At 58.3% G+C, this 19076-nt stretch carries 19 protein-coding genes; 7 read left to right on the top strand and 12 right to left on the bottom strand.

Translation table 11 applies throughout. The features are described from left to right. Positions 1-70: 70 nt before the first annotated feature. Both FHT87_RS14905 and FHT87_RS14900 read left to right on the top strand, forming a co-directional pair. Entirely contained in the window at positions 71-3454 is a 3384-nt protein-coding gene (locus tag FHT87_RS14905) for an ATP-binding protein (RefSeq protein WP_183802928.1), read from the top strand. Beyond that, on the top strand, positions 3447-4358 hold the full coding sequence (locus tag FHT87_RS14900; RefSeq protein ID WP_183802924.1) for a response regulator transcription factor: 912 nt from the start codon (positions 3447-3449) through the stop codon (positions 4356-4358). Before FHT87_RS14905 ends, FHT87_RS14900 begins: the two co-directional genes overlap by 8 nt. 19 nt (positions 4359-4377) lie before the next feature. Here the strand turns inward: FHT87_RS14900 and FHT87_RS14895 are convergent, their stop codons facing one another. The 7 genes from FHT87_RS14895 to FHT87_RS14865 form a co-directional block, all read right to left on the bottom strand. Continuing rightward, the gene (locus FHT87_RS14895) at positions 4378-5346 is read right to left on the bottom strand and encodes a D-glycerate dehydrogenase (protein WP_183732267.1); all 969 of its coding nucleotides are present in this window, start codon (positions 5344-5346) and stop codon (positions 4378-4380) included. Positions 5347-5509: 163 nt separating this feature from the next. Next, positions 5510-6631, bottom strand: a complete 1122-nt coding sequence (locus FHT87_RS14890; RefSeq protein WP_183732270.1) for a branched-chain amino acid ABC transporter substrate-binding protein — start codon at positions 6629-6631, stop codon at positions 5510-5512. A gap of 119 nt (positions 6632-6750) precedes the next feature. Further along, positions 6751-7104 (bottom strand): DUF6867 family protein, encoded by a 354-nt coding sequence (locus FHT87_RS14885; RefSeq protein WP_183732273.1) that lies wholly within the window; start codon positions 7102-7104, stop codon positions 6751-6753. Between the two features lie 25 nt (positions 7105-7129). Then, the gene (locus FHT87_RS14880; protein WP_183732276.1) at positions 7130-7861 is read right to left on the bottom strand and encodes an ABC transporter ATP-binding protein; all 732 of its coding nucleotides are present in this window, start codon (positions 7859-7861) and stop codon (positions 7130-7132) included. Then, complete coding sequence (locus tag FHT87_RS14875; protein ID WP_183732279.1) at positions 7861-8727, bottom strand: ABC transporter ATP-binding protein; 867 nt, start codon at positions 8725-8727, stop codon at positions 7861-7863. Before FHT87_RS14875 ends, FHT87_RS14880 begins: the two co-directional genes overlap by 1 nt. Next, positions 8727-10124 (bottom strand): high-affinity branched-chain amino acid ABC transporter permease LivM, encoded by a 1398-nt coding sequence (livM, locus tag FHT87_RS14870; RefSeq protein WP_183732281.1) that lies wholly within the window; start codon positions 10122-10124, stop codon positions 8727-8729. Before livM ends, FHT87_RS14875 begins: the two co-directional genes overlap by 1 nt. Before the next feature lie 3 nt (positions 10125-10127). Then, positions 10128-11030 (bottom strand): branched-chain amino acid ABC transporter permease LivH, encoded by a 903-nt coding sequence (locus tag FHT87_RS14865; RefSeq protein ID WP_183732284.1) that lies wholly within the window; start codon positions 11028-11030, stop codon positions 10128-10130. A 506-nt stretch (positions 11031-11536) separates the two neighbouring features. On the opposite strand from FHT87_RS14865, the gene cysQ reads away from it, so the two are divergent. Then, a complete protein-coding gene (gene cysQ, locus FHT87_RS14860; protein WP_183732286.1) occupies positions 11537-12334 on the top strand; it encodes a 3'(2'),5'-bisphosphate nucleotidase CysQ in 798 nt (265 codons plus the stop codon). 675 nt (positions 12335-13009) lie between these two features. Beyond that, positions 13010-13735 carry a sugar transferase gene (locus tag FHT87_RS14855; RefSeq protein WP_183732289.1) on the top strand — a complete coding sequence of 242 codons (726 nt, stop codon included), beginning with the start codon at positions 13010-13012 and terminating at the stop codon, positions 13733-13735. Positions 13736-13757: 22 nt separating this feature from the next. Here FHT87_RS14855 and FHT87_RS14850 read toward each other — a convergent pair whose 3' ends face one another. Continuing rightward, positions 13758-14504 carry a LuxR C-terminal-related transcriptional regulator gene (locus tag FHT87_RS14850; RefSeq protein WP_183732292.1) on the bottom strand — a complete coding sequence of 249 codons (747 nt, stop codon included), beginning with the start codon at positions 14502-14504 and terminating at the stop codon, positions 13758-13760. Positions 14505-14903: 399 nt separating this feature from the next. On the opposite strand from FHT87_RS14850, the gene FHT87_RS14845 reads away from it, so the two are divergent. After that, positions 14904-15179, top strand: coding sequence for a DUF1153 domain-containing protein (locus tag FHT87_RS14845; protein ID WP_007533628.1), 276 nt, complete (start codon positions 14904-14906; stop codon positions 15177-15179). Positions 15180-15199: 20 nt separating this feature from the next. On the opposite strand, the gene FHT87_RS14840 is transcribed toward FHT87_RS14845, so the two are convergent. Continuing rightward, the gene (locus FHT87_RS14840) at positions 15200-15715 is read right to left on the bottom strand and encodes a paraquat-inducible protein A (protein ID WP_183802921.1); all 516 of its coding nucleotides are present in this window, start codon (positions 15713-15715) and stop codon (positions 15200-15202) included. A 52-nt stretch (positions 15716-15767) separates the two neighbouring features. On the opposite strand from FHT87_RS14840, the gene FHT87_RS14835 reads away from it, so the two are divergent. Then, positions 15768-16046: a GNAT family N-acetyltransferase gene (locus FHT87_RS14835; protein WP_183802918.1), complete on the top strand. Its 279-nt coding sequence runs from the start codon at positions 15768-15770 to the stop codon at positions 16044-16046. 115 nt (positions 16047-16161) lie between these two features. On the opposite strand, the gene FHT87_RS14830 is transcribed toward FHT87_RS14835, so the two are convergent. Beyond that, complete coding sequence (locus FHT87_RS14830; protein ID WP_132653380.1) at positions 16162-16512, bottom strand: flagellar export protein FliJ; 351 nt, start codon at positions 16510-16512, stop codon at positions 16162-16164. A gap of 436 nt (positions 16513-16948) precedes the next feature. Here FHT87_RS14830 and ctrA point away from each other — a divergent pair, with 436 nt between their 5' ends. After that, the gene (gene ctrA / locus FHT87_RS14825; RefSeq protein WP_112562832.1) at positions 16949-17650 is read left to right on the top strand and encodes a cell cycle two-component system response regulator CtrA; all 702 of its coding nucleotides are present in this window, start codon (positions 16949-16951) and stop codon (positions 17648-17650) included. Positions 17651-17773: 123 nt separating this feature from the next. On the opposite strand, the gene FHT87_RS14820 is transcribed toward ctrA, so the two are convergent. Continuing rightward, on the bottom strand, positions 17774-18136 hold the full coding sequence (locus tag FHT87_RS14820) for a response regulator (protein ID WP_183732298.1): 363 nt from the start codon (positions 18134-18136) through the stop codon (positions 17774-17776). Between the two features lie 112 nt (positions 18137-18248). Then, positions 18249-18896, bottom strand: a complete 648-nt coding sequence (locus tag FHT87_RS14815) for a histidine phosphotransferase family protein (protein WP_183732302.1) — start codon at positions 18894-18896, stop codon at positions 18249-18251. Positions 18897-19076: the final 180 nt, after the last annotated feature.

Below are 19076 nucleotides of genomic sequence, written 5' to 3'. Positions count from 1 at the left end.
TGCCTTTCCCGCCCATCCCGCCAAAAGTGGCTCGGAGACGATAAGCTGACCGGAACGCCGGAAAGAGGGCATGACAGCGCGCCAACGCATCATTCCGGTGAGACGCGAATATAATCGCTGGGTCGCCAACCAAACGCTTGAAGACTACGCGCTGCGCTTTACAGCCAAGAGCGCCCGGCGCTTCTCCTCCCAACGCATCTCGCAGACAGCGATCGGCGCCATCTCCTTCCTGGCTCTCGAAGCGATCGGCGGCGCGATTACGCTCTCCTATGGCACGACCAACGCCTTCTTCGCCATCATCGTCGCCTCCATCGCCATGCTCGCGATCGGCCTGCCGATCAGCCGCTATGCCATTCGCCACGGCGTCGATATCGACCTGCTGACGCGCGGCGCGAGCTTCGGTTACATCGGCTCGACGATCACCTCGCTGATCTATGCAAGCTTCACCTTCATGCTGTTTGCAATCGAAGCCTCGATCATGTCTGGCGCGCTGGAGTTGACGCTCGGCATTCCCTTGTGGATCGGCTACATCATCAGCGCCGTCATGGTGATCCCGCTCGTCACGCACGGCGTGCGCCTCATCAGCAAGTTCCAGCTGATGACCCAGCCCTTTTGGATCGTCCTCAATATCCTGCCCTTCATCTTCATCGCCCTGATGGATTGGCAGCAATTCGATGTCTGGCGCGCTTTTGCGGGCATCCGCCATGCCTCCGGCCCGCCCGGCACGGTCGCAGATTTCAATCTTGTGGAATTCGGCGCGGCCTCCGCCGTCATCCTCGCGCTCATGTCGCAGATCGGCGAACAGGCGGACTTCCTGCGCTTCCTGCCGCCGGATCCGCAGCGCAAATGGCGCCACCGCCTCGCCGTTTTCCTCGCCGGTCCCGGCTGGGTCATCATCGGCGCACCGAAACTGCTCGCCGGCTCTTTCCTCGTGGTGCTGACCTTCACATCCGGCGTGCCGGTCGACCGTGCCGCCGACCCCGCACAGATGTACCTGACTGCCTTCGGCTACATGATCCCCTGGCACAATGCCGCCCTGCTGCTGATGGCCGCCTTCGTGGTGGTCTCGCAGCTGAAGATCAACGTGATGAACGCCTATGCCGGCTCGCTCGCCTGGTCGAATTTCTTCTCGCGGCTGACGCACAGCCATCCCGGCCGCGTCATCTGGCTGGTCTTCAATGTGGCGATTGCGCTGCTCTTGATGGAACTCGGCATCTACCGGCTGCTGGAGGAAACGCTCGGTATCTTCTCGATTGTTGCCATGGCCTGGCTCTGCACGATCTCGGCCGATCTCTTCATAAACAAGCCGCTCGGCCTTGCCCCTCCCGGCATCGAGTTCAAGCGCGCCCATCTTTACGACATCAATCCGGTCGGCCTCGGCGCCATGACACTGTCGGCCGGCCTCGCGCTCATCGCCCATTTCGGCACCTTCGGCTCGATCGCAGCTTCGCTTGCCCCTTACATCACGCTGGTGATCGCGCTGATCGCCTCACCCACCCTCGCCTGGGCGACCAAAGGCAAGTTCTATCTCGCCCGCAAGCCGCGCCATGCCTGGAAGAACCTGACCACTATCAACTGCTCCGTCTGCGAACATCCCTTCGAGCCTGAAGATATGGCCTGGTGCCCAGCCTATGCCGCGCCGATCTGCTCGCTCTGCTGCTCGCTCGACAGCCGTTGCCACGACATGTGCAAGCCGAACGCCCGCCTCAACGCGCAGGTCGGCGCCGTCGCAAAGACCCTGCTGCCGGAAACCATCGTCCAGAAACTGACGACCCGCCTTGGCCGCTATGGCATTGCCGTGGCACTGGCACTGACGGCCGTCGGCGCGATCCTTGCGATGATCGCCCATCAGGTGGCCTCGGCTTCGCCGGAGACCGCCGAAGTCGTCAACCGCACCATCCTGATCGTCTTCTTCGTCTTTTCGGTCATCGCCGGCATTGCCTGCTGGTTCTACGTGCTCGCCCATGACAGCCGTGTCGTCGCCGAGGAGGAATCCTCCCGCCAGAACACGCTTCTGCTCAAGGAAATCGCCGCTCACAAGAAAACCGACGCAGCCCTGCAGACCGCCAAGGAAACGGCCGAAGCCGCCAACCGCGCCAAGAGCCGCTACGTGGTGGGCCTGAGCCACGAACTGCGCACGCCGCTGAATGCCGTCCTCGGCTACGCCCAGATCCTCGAACGCGACGAGACCATCCCCGCCCCGCGTCAATCCTCCATCAAGGTCATCCGCCGCAGCGCCGAGCATCTGTCCGGCCTGATCGACGGCCTTCTGGATATTTCGAAGATCGAAGCCGGCCGCCTGCAGGTCTATTCGAACGAGATCAACATCCAGGATTTCCTCGACCAGATCGTCGACATGTTCCGGCCGCAGGCGCAGGCGAAAGGCCTCACCTTCATCCACAACCGCTCGCAGGCTCTGCCGCAGTTCGTACGCACTGACGAGAAGCGGCTTCGCCAGATCCTCGTCAACCTGCTCTCCAATGCCATCAAATTCACCGACGAAGGCAGCGTCACCTTCGATGTCGGCTACCGCAGCCAGGTCGCGACCTTCACCGTCTCCGACACCGGCCGTGGAATCGCCGAAAAGGATCTGACGCGCATTTACGAGCCCTTCCAGCGCGGTGAAGCAGAAAGCGTGCGGCCCATGCCCGGCCTCGGTCTTGGCCTGACCATTACCCGCCTTCTGACCAACACGCTCGGCGGCGAAATCGCGGTCGACAGCGAAAAGAACAAAGGCTCGACCTTCCGCGTCCGCCTCATGCTGTCGGCCGTGATGCGCCCTGCCGCTCCGCCGCAGGAAAAGAAGATCGTCGGCTATGACGGCCCGCGCCGCACGATCGTCGTCGTTGATGATAACGAGGATCATCGCGAGATGATGCGCGAAATCCTGGTCCCACTCGATTTCATCGTGCTCACGGCAGCAAGCGGCCTGGACTGCCTGACGCTCGTCGAAGGCATCGAGCCGGATCTCTTCCTCGTCGATATCTCTATGCCCGGCATGAACGGTTGGCAGCTCGTTTCCCGGCTGCGTGAGACGGGACGCGCCGCGCCGATCGTGATGTTGTCAGCCAATATCGGCGACGCAGCCGCTCACAGCGACAGCGACGACAGCCACAATGATGCGATCGGCAAGCCGGTCGATATCAAACAACTGCGCGATAAGCTCGCCCTGCATCTCGGCCTGAAATGGCTATATGCCGACGATCAGGCGCCGGCTTCGGCACCTGCAGCCATATCGCTGAAAAGCCCGGGGGCCGCACATGTTCAGGAACTGCTGCGGCTTGGCGAGATCGGCTACATCAGGGGCATAGAAGCCAAGCTCGCCGATCTTGCCAAAGTGGAGGCAAATCAGCCATTCACCGAAGAGCTTCGCTCCTATGTCGCCGCTTTCGATCTCGCCGGCTTCATGGATTTCCTGCACAAATTCGAAGAAAAGGGTGAAACCGTTGGCTGAGCTTCCTCGCGACATCGTTCTCCTGGTTGACGATTCGCCTGAGGCGCTCGGCTTTTTGACCGACGCGTTGGAACAATCAGGCTTCTCCGTGCTGATCGCCACATCAGGCTCGGCTGCGCTCAATATCGTCGAGCGCATCACGCCGGATCTCATCCTGCTCGATGCGGTCATGCCCTCGATGGACGGCTTCGAAACCTGCCGCAGGCTGAAGGCCAATGCCGCCGTCGCCCAGGTGCCCGTCATCTTCATGACGGGGCTGACCGAAACCGAGCATGTCGTGCATGCCTTGGAATCGGGCGGAGTCGACTACCTGTCGAAACCGATCAACATCGATGAACTGCGCGCCCGCATTCGCGTTCACTTGCGCAATGCCCGCTCGGCCCAAAGCGCGCGCGTGGCACTCGATGCCGCCGGTCGTCATCTGCTGGCCGTGAAGGGAAATGGCGCGATCCACTGGTCCACGCCGCAGGCCACCCGCCTCGTCAATGCCGCCATGGGAAGCGACGATGGCATGGAGGTCGTCTCCCGCACGATCGGCACCTGGATGAAGGAGCGTGCCGTCGCCGCACGTGACGCCCTCATCTCCATCGCTCATGTCGGTCAGGCCGCTCTTCAGCTCGCCTTCCTCGGCGCCATCGGCCCCGACGAATATCTCTTCCGCTTGACGGCTGCCAACCAGCGCAGCGACGACGAAGTCCTGCGCCGGCATTTTTCACTGACGCAGCGCGAGTCCGAAGTGCTGATGTGGATCGCCAAGGGCAAGGCCAATCGCGATATCGGCGAAATTCTCGGCCTGTCCGCGCGCACAGTGAATAAGCACCTCGAACAGATCTATGTGAAGCTTGGCGTGGAAAACAGGGCATCCGCTGCCGTGAAGGCGGCGCATGTCTTGCATGAGATGTAGCAAATGAAGGGCAGCGTCTTCAGACCACCCGGTCCGGCACTTCCCGCCCCTCGAAGAAGGCGGTCACATTCTCCACGACCTTCATCCCCATCGCCGTGCGCGTTTCCTGCGTAGCACTGCCGAGATGTGGCAGCAGAACGACATTCTCCATGCGCCGCAGCGCTTCCAGCACATGCGGCTCCGCCTCATAGACGTCGAGTCCCGCGCCCCGGATCGTGCCTTTGGCAAGTGCGGCAATCAGTGCCGTCTCATCGACCACATCACCGCGCGCAGTGTTGATGAGGAAAGCGCCCGGCCTCATTGCGGCGAACCGTGCCGGATTCATCAGATGCCGGTTTTCCGCTCCTCCAGGGCAATGCAGGGAAACGAAATCGGAAGTCGCCAGCACCGCCTCCACCGAAGCAAGCTGACGTGCGCCGTAGCGCGCCGCTTCAGCCGGATCGACCTCTGAGCGGTTGTAGAACACGACATCCATGCCGAAGCCGAAATGGCAGCGTTGTGCAAAAGCCTTGCCGATCCGCCCGAAGCCGATGATGCCGACAGTCTTGCCGGTCACCTTCGTGCCGATCATATGTGTCGGGCACCAGCCCTTCCATTCTCCGGCACGTAGCTGCCGCTCGCCTTCCCCGCCGCGGCGCGCGACGGACAGCAGGAGCAGCATGGCGATATCGGCAGTGCAATCGGTGAGAACGCCCGGCGTATTCGTCACCGTAACGCCTTTCGCTTTGGCGGTCGCGATATCGATATGATTGAAGCCGACCCCGAAATTGCCGAGGATCTTCGTGCGGATATCGCCTGCAAAGATCGCAGCCGGCAGCTTGTCGGAGACGGTCGGCAGCACCGCATCATAATCCGCCAGCGCCTGACGCAGCTCATTTTCGCCGAGCGGCGCATCATCCGTATTGAGCGTTACGTCGAAACGCTCGACGAGCACGGCTTCGACCGCGGCAGGCCAGCGCCGGGTGACGAGAATGCGGGGTCTTGGCATCGATCTGGTTCCTCCATCCTTTGCCCTTGGCTTAGGGCATGCCGGCCGGGAATGGAATGGTCTTTGAGTTGACGAGCACCAATCCGATGCCGCTGGGCAAAACGAAAGAAGCCCGGTTGATGACCGGGCTTCCATAAGAGGCATTCACTGCCGGAGGCTGAAATTAGTCGGCCTTCTGGAAGTAGCTGTACTTGCCGTCTTCGCCCTTCTTCCATTCATACATGACGTAGCCCGGAAGCTTCGGGTCGCCCTTTTCATCAAAGGAGATGTCGCCGAGAACGGTCGGGAACGGACCCTTTTCCTTCATGGCCGCGGCAACCGCTTCAGCGTCCGTAGAACCGGCAGCCTTGGCAGCAGCAGCAATCGTCTGCAGCGCAGCGTAGGAATAGAGCGTGTAAGCTTCCGGGTTGAAGCCGGCAGCCTTGAACTTCGCGACGAGGTCCTTGTTGGCCGGGTTGATCGTCGGATCCGGGCCGAAGGTGTTCAGCGTACCGGCAACGGCGTCACCAGCGATGGAAGCAAGTTCGTTCGAGACGATACCGTCACCCGAAACGAGCGCTGCCTTCAGGCCCTGGTCGGCCGACTGGCGGATGATGAGACCGGCTTCGGTGTGCAGACCGCCCCAGTAAATGATGGTAACGCCGGCTTCCTTCATCTTTGCGATGAGGGCCGAGAAGTCCTTGTCGCCGACGTTGACGCCTTCGTACATGGCTTCGGTAACGCCAGCGGCATTCAGAGCCTTCTTGGTTTCGTCAGCGAGACCCTGGCCATAAGGAGTCTTGTCGTGAATGACGGCGATCTTGGCGTCCTTGAAGTGGTCGGCCAGATACTTGCCGGCGATGGCGCCCTGCTGGTCGTCACGGCCGCAGGTGCGGAAGGTGTTCCACAGGCCACGCTCGGTGAAAACAGGGTTCGTAGCAGCCGGGGTGATTTCGAGAATGCCGTTTTCTGCGTAAACTTCGGAAGCCGGGATGGAAACGCCCGAGTTGAAGTGGCCGATAACGAACTTCACGCCGTCAGCAACGAACTTGTTGGCAACGGAGATGCCCTGCTTCGGGTCGGAAACGTCGTCGCCGAGCTCGATCTTGATCTGCTCGCCGTTGATACCGCCAGCAGCATTGATGTCAGCGGCTGCCTGCTCGGCACCCTTCTGAAGCTGGGCGCCGAATGCAGCGTTTGGACCCGTCAGCGGGCCGCCAACGCCGATCACGATGTCAGCTCGTGCGACGCCGCCGAACGCAACGATCGCCGTCAGTGCCACCGCTGACAAGAGAGACTTCTTCATATTGTTACTCCCAATTTTTGGGCGGGTTTCTTCCAAGGCCTGACACATACCCCACCTTTGACTGCGCCAGGAAAGCTGTTCCACTCTGAAGGCAATTCATGCCTAGTTTCAACGGGCTGTCAATGTTTCTCCTTCCACGAAAACGCGGAAGTTTTTTCGTACAGCCAGTAATAGTTGTTGACCATTTGATTGGTACGGCGATAGCGGAACCCGGCTGTCGAGAAGACCAGCAAAGTTACGAAATCGATGATGTAGAAGAAGGCGCTGAGCATCGGGCCGTCAAACAGCGCATGATGCAGGAACTGCATCGCCCAAGCGAGCAGGAAGGTGTAGACGACAACCAGCGAATAGTTGTTCCAGCCGTCTGCAACCGCCCTGCCGGCGCGCCACGCCGTCCAGAAACCGATAAGCACCACGAATGCGCGGATGACGAGCTTCACCCCGCTGTCGCTTTCGAAGAAAAGTCCCTGCATGATCAAACTCTCCCTTCTGCCGCGATCAATGCCGCCCGCCTTCGAGATAGGCAGCACGGACCTCGGGATTCGCGAGCAGTTCCTTGCCGCTGCCGCTCATCGTCACCTTGCCGTTGACCAGCACATAGGCACGGTGCGACAGCTTGAGCGCTGCGAATGCGTTCTGCTCCACGAGGAAGACGGTCAGCCCTTCCTTCTCGTTCAGCACCTTTATGGCTTCAAAGATGCCCTTGACGATCAGCGGCGCAAGGCCGAGCGAGGGTTCGTCAAGCAGCAGCAGCTTCGGACGCGCCATCAGCGCGCGGCCGATTGAAAGCATCTGCTGTTCGCCGCCCGAAAGTGTGCCGCCGCGCTGCGACTGGCGCTCCTTCAAGCGTGGGAACATCGTAAAAATCTTCTCGACGTCTTCATTGAAATATTTGAGGTTGTCGAGACCAGCGCCCATCTGGAGATTTTCTAGAACAGTCATGCGTGGGAAGATACGCCGCCCTTCGGGCGACTGCGCGATACGCAACCGTGCAATCTCATGCGTCGGCAGCTTGGTAATGTCCTGGCCGTCGAAAATGATCGAGCCGGTGCGGGCCTGCGGGCTGCCGCAGATCGTCATCATCAGCGTCGACTTGCCGGCGCCGTTGGCGCCGATCAGGCTGACGATCTCGCCCTTCTTCACCTCGACATCGATGCCTGCGAGCGCGCGGATATTGCCGTAATAGGTCTCGACGCTCTGAACCTTGAGAAGCTGTTCTCCGGCCGCCATCAGATTGCGCCCCCTTCTACGGTCGCAATGACCTCTTCGACTTCTTCATCCTCGACACCGAGATAGGCCGCAATAACCCTCGGATCGTTCTTCACATGGTCAGGATTGCCGTCGGAAATCTTCTGGCCATATTCCAGGACGATGACGTGGTCGGAAATTTCCATGACGACAGACATGTCGTGCTCGATAAGCAAGATGGAGGTCCCGGTTTCGGCGCGAATGCCTTTCAGCAAGGCATTGAGCGACGCCGATTCACGCGGATTGAGACCGGCAGCCGGCTCGTCGAGGCAAAGCAGCTCCGGGCCGGTGCACATGGCGCGGGCGATTTCCAGGCGGCGCTGGGCGCCGTAAGGCAAATCGCCGGCCGGGTCGTCGGCGCGGTCGATAAGGTCGGCCTTCTCCAGCCAGTGGCGTGCAAGCTCGATGGCGGCAGCCGCCTCCTTCTTATAGGGACCGATGCCGAGCAGACCCAGCACCGTGAAGCCCGAAGCCTTCATAAGCTTGTTGTGCTGGGCGACCAACAGGTTTTCCAGAACGGTGAGACCCGAGAATAGACGGATGTTCTGGAAGGTACGGGCAACCTTGGCTTCCTTGGTGATGCGGAAGTCCGGCAGGCGCTCGAGCAGATACTGTTTGCCGCTATTCTGCGTCAGTGTGATCATGCCCATCGTCGGCTTGTAGAAACCGGTGATGCAGTTAAAGACGGTGGTCTTGCCCGCACCGTTCGGGCCAATCAGCGCGGTAATATCGCCGCGCTTGGCCTCGAAGGATAAGTCGTTGATGGCCATCAGGCCGCCGAACTTCATCGACAGGTGCTCGACCTTGAGCAAAGTGTCATTCGACATCGTGTTCTCGATAGGGCTCATCAACCATGGCCCTCCTTGGTAAAGCTTCCAGATACCGCCTTGCGCTCCTTGAGGAAGGCGGTCGGTTCACGCGAGCCGACGAAACCGCGCGGCTTGAACAGCATGACGATCACCATGGCGAGGCCGAAGAGCAGCATGCGGTAGAGTTCCGGCGTGAAATCCGGTCCGAAGATAACCTTAAGGAAGTCCATTTCGCGCAGCGCTTCCGTGCCGCCGACCATAACGACGGCTGCGATCGCGATACCTGTCAACGAACCCATGCCGCCAAGGACGACAATGGCGAGGATGACGGCCGATTCCAGGAACACGAAGGATTCCGGCGAAACGAAGCCCTGGCGGGCAGCGAAGAAGGAGCCGGCGAAGCCGCCGAACATCGCGCCGGTAGCGAAAGCCGTCAGTTTCGTCGTCACCGTGTTGATGCCAAGTGAACGGCAGGCGATTTCGTCTTCGCGAAGCGCTTCCCATGCACGGCCGATCGGCATGCGGCGCAGCCGGATCGTCACATAGGCGGTCAGCATGCAGAGCGCCAGGATAACGTAGAACAGGAAGATTTTGTAATAGGCCGATGATGACGGCAGGCCGAAGGCCTTGGCGAAGTTATTCGCCTTGCCGACATCGAAGCTCCAGATTCCGAAGACCGAAGCCTTGGCGATGCCGGAGATACCAAAGGTGCCCTTCGTGACTTCCGTCCAGTTGATGATGACGAGACGGATGATTTCACCGAAGGCAAGCGTGACGATCGCCAGATAGTCACCGCGCAAGCGCAGCACCGGAAAGCCGAGGATGACGCCCCAAAGAGCCGCAAAGATGCCGGCGAGCGGCAGCAGCACCCAGAAGGACAGGCCGAAATGGGCCGAAAGCAGCGCATAGGAATAGGCACCGACCGCGTAGAAGGCGACATAACCGAGGTCGAGCAGCCCGGCGAGGCCGACGACAATGTTCAGACCCCAGGCGAGCATCACATAGATCAGGATCTGGATGCCGAAATTGTCCACCCACTTCAACGCGCCCTGCGGGCCGAGGAAATAGGCAGTGGCAAGCGGATAGACCAGAAGGAATACGAGCGCGATCTTCAGGAAATGCGTCCGGAAGAAGCCCTTATCCGTTGAAATATCCAGTTCACCATGACGCGCCTTCGAAAGCTTGCGCTGATCAAGATGCGGCCTGACAAAAACGACCATGATAAAACGGCCGATGGCAGCGACCAGCACGAAGACTGCCAGCAGACCCCAGCGCTGAACGACGATCAGCTCGTTGTTGATGTTCTGCTGCGTGCCGAGACCGACATAGAGAACGAACAGGCCAAGCGAGATGAGACCGGCGAAGAAGGCTTCCCTAAGCCCCTTCTGGACAAGCCCGGCGTTGGACTTGCCAGCGGAAGTATCGATGTTTGCCATGACTTATACCTTCTCGACTTCCGGCCGGCCGAGAATGCCCGTCGGCTTGAAGATCAGCACGAAAGCGAGGATGGCGAAGGTGGCGACATCCTTGTACGCGATGGTGAAATAGGCCGACCACAGGGATTCGATGAGACCGATCATCAACCCGCCGAGAACGGCGCCCGGCAGCGAGCCGATGCCCCCGAGAACCGCCGCTGTGAAGGCCTTCACGCCCGGAACGAAGCCGTCGTTGAACGAGGCGACACCGTAGTACATCAGGTACATCGTGCCGGCGACGGCAGCGAGTGCCGCACCCATGATGAAGGTGATGGAGATCGTCTGGTCGACATTGACGCCGAGCAGGGCTGCCATCTTGCGGTCTTGTTCCGTCGCGCGCTGGGCGCGCCCGAGTGCTGTCTTGTTGACGATGTACCAGAAGGCGGCAAGCAGGACGACGGTCACGATGATAATGATGATCTGCTTCAGCGAGATCGAGATATTGCCGACATTATAAACCGTGCCGACAAGTGGCGGAATCGGTTTGTTGCGTGGACCCTGCGTGACCTGGATGAAGTTCGATAGCGTGATCGACATGCCGATCGCGGTAATCAGCGGCGCCAGGCGAAAAGAACCGCGCAACGGGCGGTAGGCGACACGCTCGATCGTCCAATTCCACAAACTCGTCATCAGCATCGCGATCACAAGCATCGCCAGCAGCAGCACGGCTACCGGAAGACCTGCGAAGATGGATGTGAGAACGAGAAAGACGATAAGAGCAGCGAAGCCACCGAGCATGAAAATGTCGCCATGGGCGAAGTTGATCATGCCGATAATGCCGTAAACCATCGTATAGCCAATAGCCACAAGGCCATAGATGGATCCGAGAGTCAGCCCATTGAAGAGCTGCTGGACGAAATACTCCATATGTCATTTCCCCTGGATGCGAACCAAATTTAAGTTGCATCTCTTATTGGTTTTATCGCTCGTGCTTTCACACGAACCACTAGCTCGCATTGCATAGCGGTTTCGTTGGAAATGTGAAGACAAAAAGGATTTACCGCGTCAGAATCTTGGGTAAACAGGCCTAAATGGCGCAATTCAAACCAAAATCCACACAAAAGCGGCATCGTTTGGCAAATTTTTAGCCAGATCCGGCTTCGTCAATTAATCTTTGTGTACTGAACGAAACCGAAAATGTTCGCCCTCTGCGCAAACTGTTCCACAAGTAAGGAAGTTGACGAAATTTCAAACTCGAAGATGCCATCAATTGCAAATGGCATTTCACGGGCAAATGCTCATGACGTGCTTATGCAAACTGGCAAGCCCGTGCTAGTGTTATGGGGTTTCAGTGAAGGGATGCGGCAGCTCCCGGTATGCACTATATATGACACGGCGATCTCAAGACGAATTCGCAGACGAACGGCAGGAATATGCTGAGGACATTTGAACGGGCGGCGCTCGAAGCCGGCAAGGCTATTTTGGAGGTCTTCTGCCACGGCTGCCCGGTGGAAATGAAGGCTGATGAAAGCCCCGTGACGATCGCCGATCAGGAGGCCGAGCGCATCATACTGGCGCATCTGGAACGCGATTTCCCCGAGATCCCTGTCATCGCCGAGGAATCGGTAGCAGCTGGCAAAGTGCCTGATATCGCCGGAAACTCCTTCTTCCTTGTCGATCCGCTCGATGGCACCCGTGAATTCCTGGATAAGCGCCAGGAATTCACCGTCAACATCGCCTACGTGGAAAACGGCGTCCCCGTCGCCGGTATCGTCTATGCCCCAGCGCTCGGCATCGCTTTTTCCGGCGAGCGCGGAAGCGCGGAGAAGCTGATAATCGATGAAAACTTTGCGATAACAGAGAGAATGCCGATCAAGGTGCGCAAACAGCCGGCAGAGAGTATGGCGCTCGCGAGTTTCCGGCATGACAGCCCAGAGACCGGTCTTTTCCTCGCCAGGCATGCGATCTCCAAATGCACCAACATCGGCTCGTCCCTGAAATTCTGTCTGCTGGCAGAAGGCAAGGCCGACGTCTACCCACGCTTCACCCGCACCATGGAGTGGGATACCGCGGCCGGCGATGCGGTCTTGCGGGCAGCCGGTGGATCGACTGTCACGATGGATGGCCAGCCGCTCATCTACGGCAAAACCGGTGCATCTGCCGATTTCGACTTCGCAAATCCCCATTTCGTCTCCTGGGGTGGCACGAAGCCTGCGCTCAAGCGGGCGTGACGGTCGCCGAAGTTAGCGTCTCTTTCAGCTTCTTCGCAGTAATATTGCAGCAGGGCGATTTACATCGGCGCCTGGATGCCCTCCGGCTTGAAGAATCACCCGGCAGCTCCGGTCTCGGTCCTCAATTTGATTCAGAACCAACGCCCCCTTCCCTTCCCGCCGCATGCCCTCTCGACACAATGTCGCCACAATCGCCGCCGCGCACATCGTGTGACTTCGGTAACATCGCTGTGGCAGGCAGACATAATTATGATAGCTAAACCATAGTTTCGGAACACCAGTCCGGGCAATTCCACTCACTCCCATTCTGGTACAACAGGCGATAAATTCGATCTTGGCGGGACCGGGATCACCCCAGCCCCGCCGGGAATGGAGCGTTTTGGCACGGTGTAAGCCACGACTATCACAACCGTCGTTTGCTGTCTCGAATCTGCCAAGCACATATAATTCCTAATAAAAACCTCGGTTGAAAAATAAAACTCCTGATTTTGCATTAACTTAACGCAACTGCGAAGTTTGCTGCGATGCGAAATTTCTCTGGACTCGGTTAAACAAATGTCGCAAATTTAGGATGTAGTAGGGTTAAACGCCGCCTAACATTGTAGCGCCTTAATGTGGCGCTAACCAAGCCATCGAATGACACCCCGAAAGCTTCAAAATACAAAGGGTAGATCCTTGAGCGTCATGGACCTTAACAAAAGTATTTCTGAAGAGAGCTTTCGCGTTACGCCTGTTCATCAGGTCAACGCGAGGTTCCCAGTTGCCGCACTCGACAGCATCGTTCCGCCGCCTGCCTCCGTGCAGTTCGCGCTGAAACGAGCCTTCGATATTTTTGCCTCGATCAGCGCACTCATCGTGCTTGCTCCGCTTCTTCTGGTCGTCGCCGCCCTGATCAAGATGGACAGTCCCGGTCCGGTGCTTTTCAAGCAGACCCGTTGGGGCAAGAATTGCCGTTCCATCAAGGTCTACAAGTTCCGCTCGATGCGTACCGACATGTGCGACGTCACGGGCGTTGCCCAAACCGTGAAGAACGATCCACGCGTCACCCGCGTCGGCGCTTTCCTGCGTCGCTCGAACATTGATGAGTTGCCGCAGCTTCTCAACGTGCTGAAGGGTGACATGTCGGTTGTCGGACCGCGCTGCCATGCAATCGGCATGCGTGCCGGCGGCATGCTCTATGAAGAGCTGGTTCCGCAATATCATCACCGCCACGCCATGCGTCCCGGCATCACCGGTCTGGCGCAGATGCGCGGCCTGCGCGGCCCGACGGACCGCCCGGCCAAGGCCCGCGCCCGCATCGCCAGCGATCTCCATTATGTCGAGAACTTCTCGCTTATGATGGACATCCGCATCATCATCGGAACGCTGATTTCCGAGCTGAACGGCGGTAAAGGCTTCTGATTGGAAAAAAGCGTATCGGCTGTTAGAGCAGCCGATACCGGAATGCTCGGGCGACAGCCTGCATGCGGTTGACCGAATCCAGCTTGCGCATGGCGCTCTTCAGATATCCCACCACTGTATGCGATGAGAGATCGAGAATGATCGCAATTTCGTCGCTGCTCTTGCCCGCGGCCGACCAGCGCAGGCATTCGATCTCCCTCCGTGTGAGGCTTTCCGATGGCCGGTCTTCCGGCTTCTCGTCGCTCGGAAGCGTGTCCAGAAGCTCCATGCAGCCATAAAGCAGCGCCGTTGCTTCTTCGCGAGAGGGCATGGCACGCGTACCCGAAAAAGCGAAGATGTATTGTTTCAGGTCAGCGTCGTGCAGCGCGAAGGCGAAGGTATGCTTCAACCCGTGCATCTGAAACATCGTGTTCAGACGGCGGTTTTCCTGATTCGCTGCATTGCCGCCAAAAGGCCCCTCATCGCAGAAGACGGGCATGATGGTGCGCTTCATGACAGCAACCAGCTTGCTGCAATAGAAGAGGTCCGCCTCCTCGTAAAAGTTGACGAGACTCGGCGGCCAGTTGCTGATCAGCTTGTTTTCGAGAAAGGCCGTCCGGTCCCCGCGCGGGAACACGGAAAACAGGTGGAATTCGAACCCGGCAGCCTTCGTCAGCTCGTCCAGGCGGCTTGCGCCGTCGATGACGGAAATGCCCGTAGAACGGGCTCCGAAAGGCGAAAATGCGGTATCATCGGCGCAGTCGCGGACTGCGCGTTCACGTCTCTTCATTCTCTATGTTCCTTCACGGGCCTGGCTTCGGCTCGGCTCCGCAACCGGCCGCGGATTGGACGCGCCGGACGATCAGGAAAGACGGCGTTTGCTCCGCATCCGAAGGATACGAAGCATTCAAATGGCAATCTTTATTGATACTGCGAGAAGAACGGAGACGAAGTCTTTGCGCTCATGCTTATGTTGCAGCGCTTATAAAATTGCCTGGGAAAAATATGTAACATTTATTCCGCATGGCTCCCATGCAGCCGCCTCAAATTGACGTAACGGCAGGCGATCCGCAAATCACCCGCAACCGGCGTCTAAAGTTGTTATCAAAGTCTTACGATGAGTTTAGGCAATTTTTAAATGTGGCAAGTTAGAGTGGCGTCCGTGGTCTTGCGTTGTGTAGAGAGTCCAATGACCGAAATGATACGTCCCCGAGTAAAATATGTCATCGGCCCCGATGGCAGCCCCCTGACGATTGCGGATCTTCCGCCGCCAAATACGCGGCGCTGGGTCATCCGTCGCAAGGCAGAGGTTGTCGCGGCTGTTCGCGGTGGCCTGTTGAGCTTGGAAGAAGCCTGCGAGCGTTACACGCTCACTGTCGAAGAATTCCTTTCCTGGCAGTCCTCCATCAACAGCCATGGTCTCGCCGGCCTGCGCACCACGCGCATCCAGCAGTACCGCCACTGATCACGTTCCATTCGATTTGATTATTTCGGGCCGGACGCATTTCCCTCGAGGGAATGAAGAAGGCCCGAAATCATTGCCGAGGCCGCGCAACACCAGAGGCCGGGCTGCGTAAACGCATTCGCGAGTCCAGTCGTCTTCGCTGCCGCAATCACGATCGCGACGAGCAGCACGTCCATCATGGACCACTTGGACAGATGCGGCACGACGTTGCGATAAAACAGGCTGCCGGTGCTGCCGGCAGCCATGGATTCCGCCGCGACCCCGATCATCTTCAGAACCGGCAGCACAATCGAGACGAGCGCAACGAGTGCCGCAAGCGCCACGTCGCCGCCACCCCAGAGCGAGGCCACGATTTCCAGGAGCGACGGCGTCTCGTCGAAGAACCAGAGCTTCTCGAAGCGGACGAGCGGCAGGACAAGGCCAAGCGCCAGAAGAAACAGTGCTGCCACCAGCAGAACGGGCCGAATCGCTGAGAGCCTGTTCAATTTCCCGCCTCCTCTTTGAACACACTGTCTCCTGCCGCCACGGCTTGGCATGCCGATGCCGCCATGTCACGTTCCCGATCACATAATTCGTCAGGAGACAGACATGGATATTAGGATTGAGGAAAATACGTCGGGCGGCCGCTATGTTGCAGCGCTGGAAGGCCATGAAGCGGAAATGACCTATTCCCGCACATCGCCGAACCTGATCATCATCGATCATACCGGTGTGCCGGACGCCTTGCGCGGCAAGGGCGTCGGCCAGGCGCTCGCCCTTCATGCGGTTGAGGCCGCCCGAAAGGGCGGTTGGAAGATTATCCCGCTCTGCCCTTTCTTTAAATCACAGGCGCAGCGCCATCCCGAATGGAACGATGTGGTGAACTGATCGCGCCCGTTATCCGACGGAAACACCAAAAGCCATGCATGACGGACACCGCGCCCGTCATGCATGGCTTCTGTGGTTATCCCCAAGGCGCCGGGATCGGCGCCTGCAATATTCGTCAGGCCCGGGCGCGAACTGCGCCGTCGCGCTCTTCGAGCGCCGTTGCCCTGGCATATTCCGCCTGCATTTCCTCCAGCACCAGTTCCAGCGCCTCCTCCTGAACCTTCAGTTCCTTGATCGAAACCTGAAGATTGTCGGCGCGCTGACGTGCGGCCTTTGCAAAGGTCGGATATGCGAAGTGATTCGGGTCAGAAATACCGGACTTCTTTTCCTCGACGACGATCTGGCTCTCCAGATCCTTCGTCATCCGTTCAAATTCGGACATCATCATCTGCAACTGCTGCAGCTGACGACGTTTTTCGTTCACCTGAAACTCTTTCAGGCGAACGAGGCTCTCTCGCGACTTCATACGCATTACTCCCGTGATGCGAGACCCCGGCTCAACTTGAAACCGCCCTTACGCGCCGCTTTGACACGGTTTGCCGAAAAAATTCCTGCGATATTAACAAAAACCTACCGCTGGTAACCTTTCGTTTACGGGCATCGTTAATGATAGGCCCGATGATTTAAGGGTCGGTAAACACCAGGACAGGAATACCGAACCTTTTCATTGGCGAGTCAGATGAATCACTTAGCGCGGCTTCTTAATGTCATAGTTGAGAAATGTGTTTTGAGATTCTCATTGGAAAACAGTGAAATGGAAAAATTATTTAATAAATTCGATACACCTTGCCAGAGTGAATTAGAATTTGTTAACCATTTCGTGGCAGCTTCCAAATCACGTAGCTTATTCGGTATCGCGTAGGGGGCCATGCCACCTTTCGGCGGCGGTAAAGGGGATAATTATGCGGGTACTTCTCATTGAGGACGACAGCGCTACGGCGCAGAGTATCGAATTGATGCTCAAATCTGAGAGTTTTAATGTTTATACGACAGATCTCGGCGAAGAAGGCGTGGATCTGGGCAAGCTGTATGATTACGACATCATCCTTCTTGATCTGAACCTTCCCGACATGTCCGGATATGAAGTGCTTCGCACTCTCCGCCTGTCGAAAGTCAAGACACCGATCCTGATCCTCTCGGGCATGGCCGGCATCGAAGACAAGGTTCGTGGCCTCGGCTTCGGCGCCGACGACTACATGACGAAGCCGTTCCACAAGGACGAGCTCGTCGCCCGCATCCACGCCATCGTCCGCCGTTCTAAGGGCCATGCTCAGTCGGTCATCGTCACGGGCGAGCTTATCGTCAACCTCGACGCCAAGACCGTCGAAGTCGGCGGACAGCGCGTTCACCTGACGGGCAAGGAATACCAGATGCTGGAGCTTCTCTCGCTCCGCAAGGGCACCACGCTCACCAAGGAAATGTTCCTGAACCACCTTTACGGCGGTATGGACGAGCCGGAACTGAAGATCATCGACGTCTTCATCTGCAAGCTGCGCAAGAAGCTCGCAAATGCTGCCGGCGGCGCCAACTACATCGAAACCGTCTGGGGCCGCGGCTATGTGCTGCGCGAGCCCGATGGTGCCGAATACGCCGAAACCGCCTGATCCGCCGAATCCCCTTATCGAATAAAAAGTCCCGCCTCTCTGGCGGGACTTTTATTTTGTCGGGAATATGCGGAAAAAAAGCCGCCCAAAGGGACGGCCCCGTTAACGATTTACGCGACCTGCTCAGGCGGCGATTGCGCGATTTCCGAACACGGCGGTGAGGATCTTGCGGTCGAAGGGCTTGAGCAGGAAATCGGTGGCCCCTGCCCTCTTGCCGGCCATCAGCTTCTTCAGGTCGGCCTCGATGACACAATAGTAGATCTTCACCTCTTTGCCGCCGTCCATGGCACGGATGGCCGCAATAAGATCGAGTGCTCCCTCCATACCTGAATCGACGATCAGATATTCGGGAAGTTCGGCCTGGCAGTGCTGCAGCGCCTCTTCGGCACTCGAAGCTTCGCTGACCAGAAAATCGAGTTCGGAAAGGATTCGCTTGCCGACCTTGCGAACAATGTCCGAACTGTCGGTGATCATGAATCTCTGCATGGCGGCTCCTTATCCCTCGCGCTGTCTCCGTCGAGGGCCTTCCTAACCTTTGAGGATAGGTTCATCAGGCTAAGGAATCGTTACCGCCCCGCTTCGGTCAGCGATCGATGAACTAGGCTGCGGCGACCTTGGCTGTGAAGACGATCTCTTCGGCGCTGGCCGAATAATCCAGAATCATGCCGCATTCTTCCGCCAGCAGCACAGTGTAATAAGGCTGGATCGAATGCGCATCGATCGCTTCCTCGACGGTACCAGTGGCGATTTCGACGAATTTCGGCGGCATGCGCATCAATTTGCCCCTGGCGACGAGCCTGAAGCTGGCATCGAATTCCGGGTTTTCCAGCGTAATATCCAGATTGCCGCCGCGCGGAATGGAAGAATAGGCGACGAGGAAGAGATTGAGGAGCAGCTTGACCCTGTTCTTGGCGACGATCGCGCGCGGGCCGCTCCAGCTCACCTCGGTCTTCTTTTCGGCCACGGCAAAATCCTTGGCTGCACGTTCGGCCTCGCCGGTATCGATCGAGGCGCCGACGGAACCGGATGCACCGAAGGCAAGGCGAGCGAATTTGAGACGGACCGAAGCATTGAGCGCACTGGTGCGGATGAGATCCATCGCGTCCGAATCCGCTCCGCCTTCATCCAGAAGCTCCAGACCGTTATTGATCGCGCCGACCGGCGAGATCACGTCATGGCACACACGACTGCACAGAAGCGCAGCCAGGTCCGGGCCGGACAGAGTGAGATTCGGGTTCTTGGACATCATCGTCTCCTGAGGGCGGCAGTGTCATTCCGCCCGGTAGTGTGCCTGATCAAAATTGCGCGAAGTTTGCGACCGTACTCGTCGCCATAATGACACCATATTTGGTAAACCGATTGTTAAGACGATCGGCGCAAAATGCATCAAATGCCAATGCCCCGACAATGACGAATGGATGACATC

Source organism: Rhizobium sp. BK316 (assembly GCF_014193695.1).
Taxonomy (GTDB): Bacteria; Pseudomonadota; Alphaproteobacteria; order Rhizobiales; family Rhizobiaceae; genus Rhizobium.
Note: the sequence above shows the minus strand (reverse complement) of the source record. Positions and strands in the feature narration are given on the sequence as shown.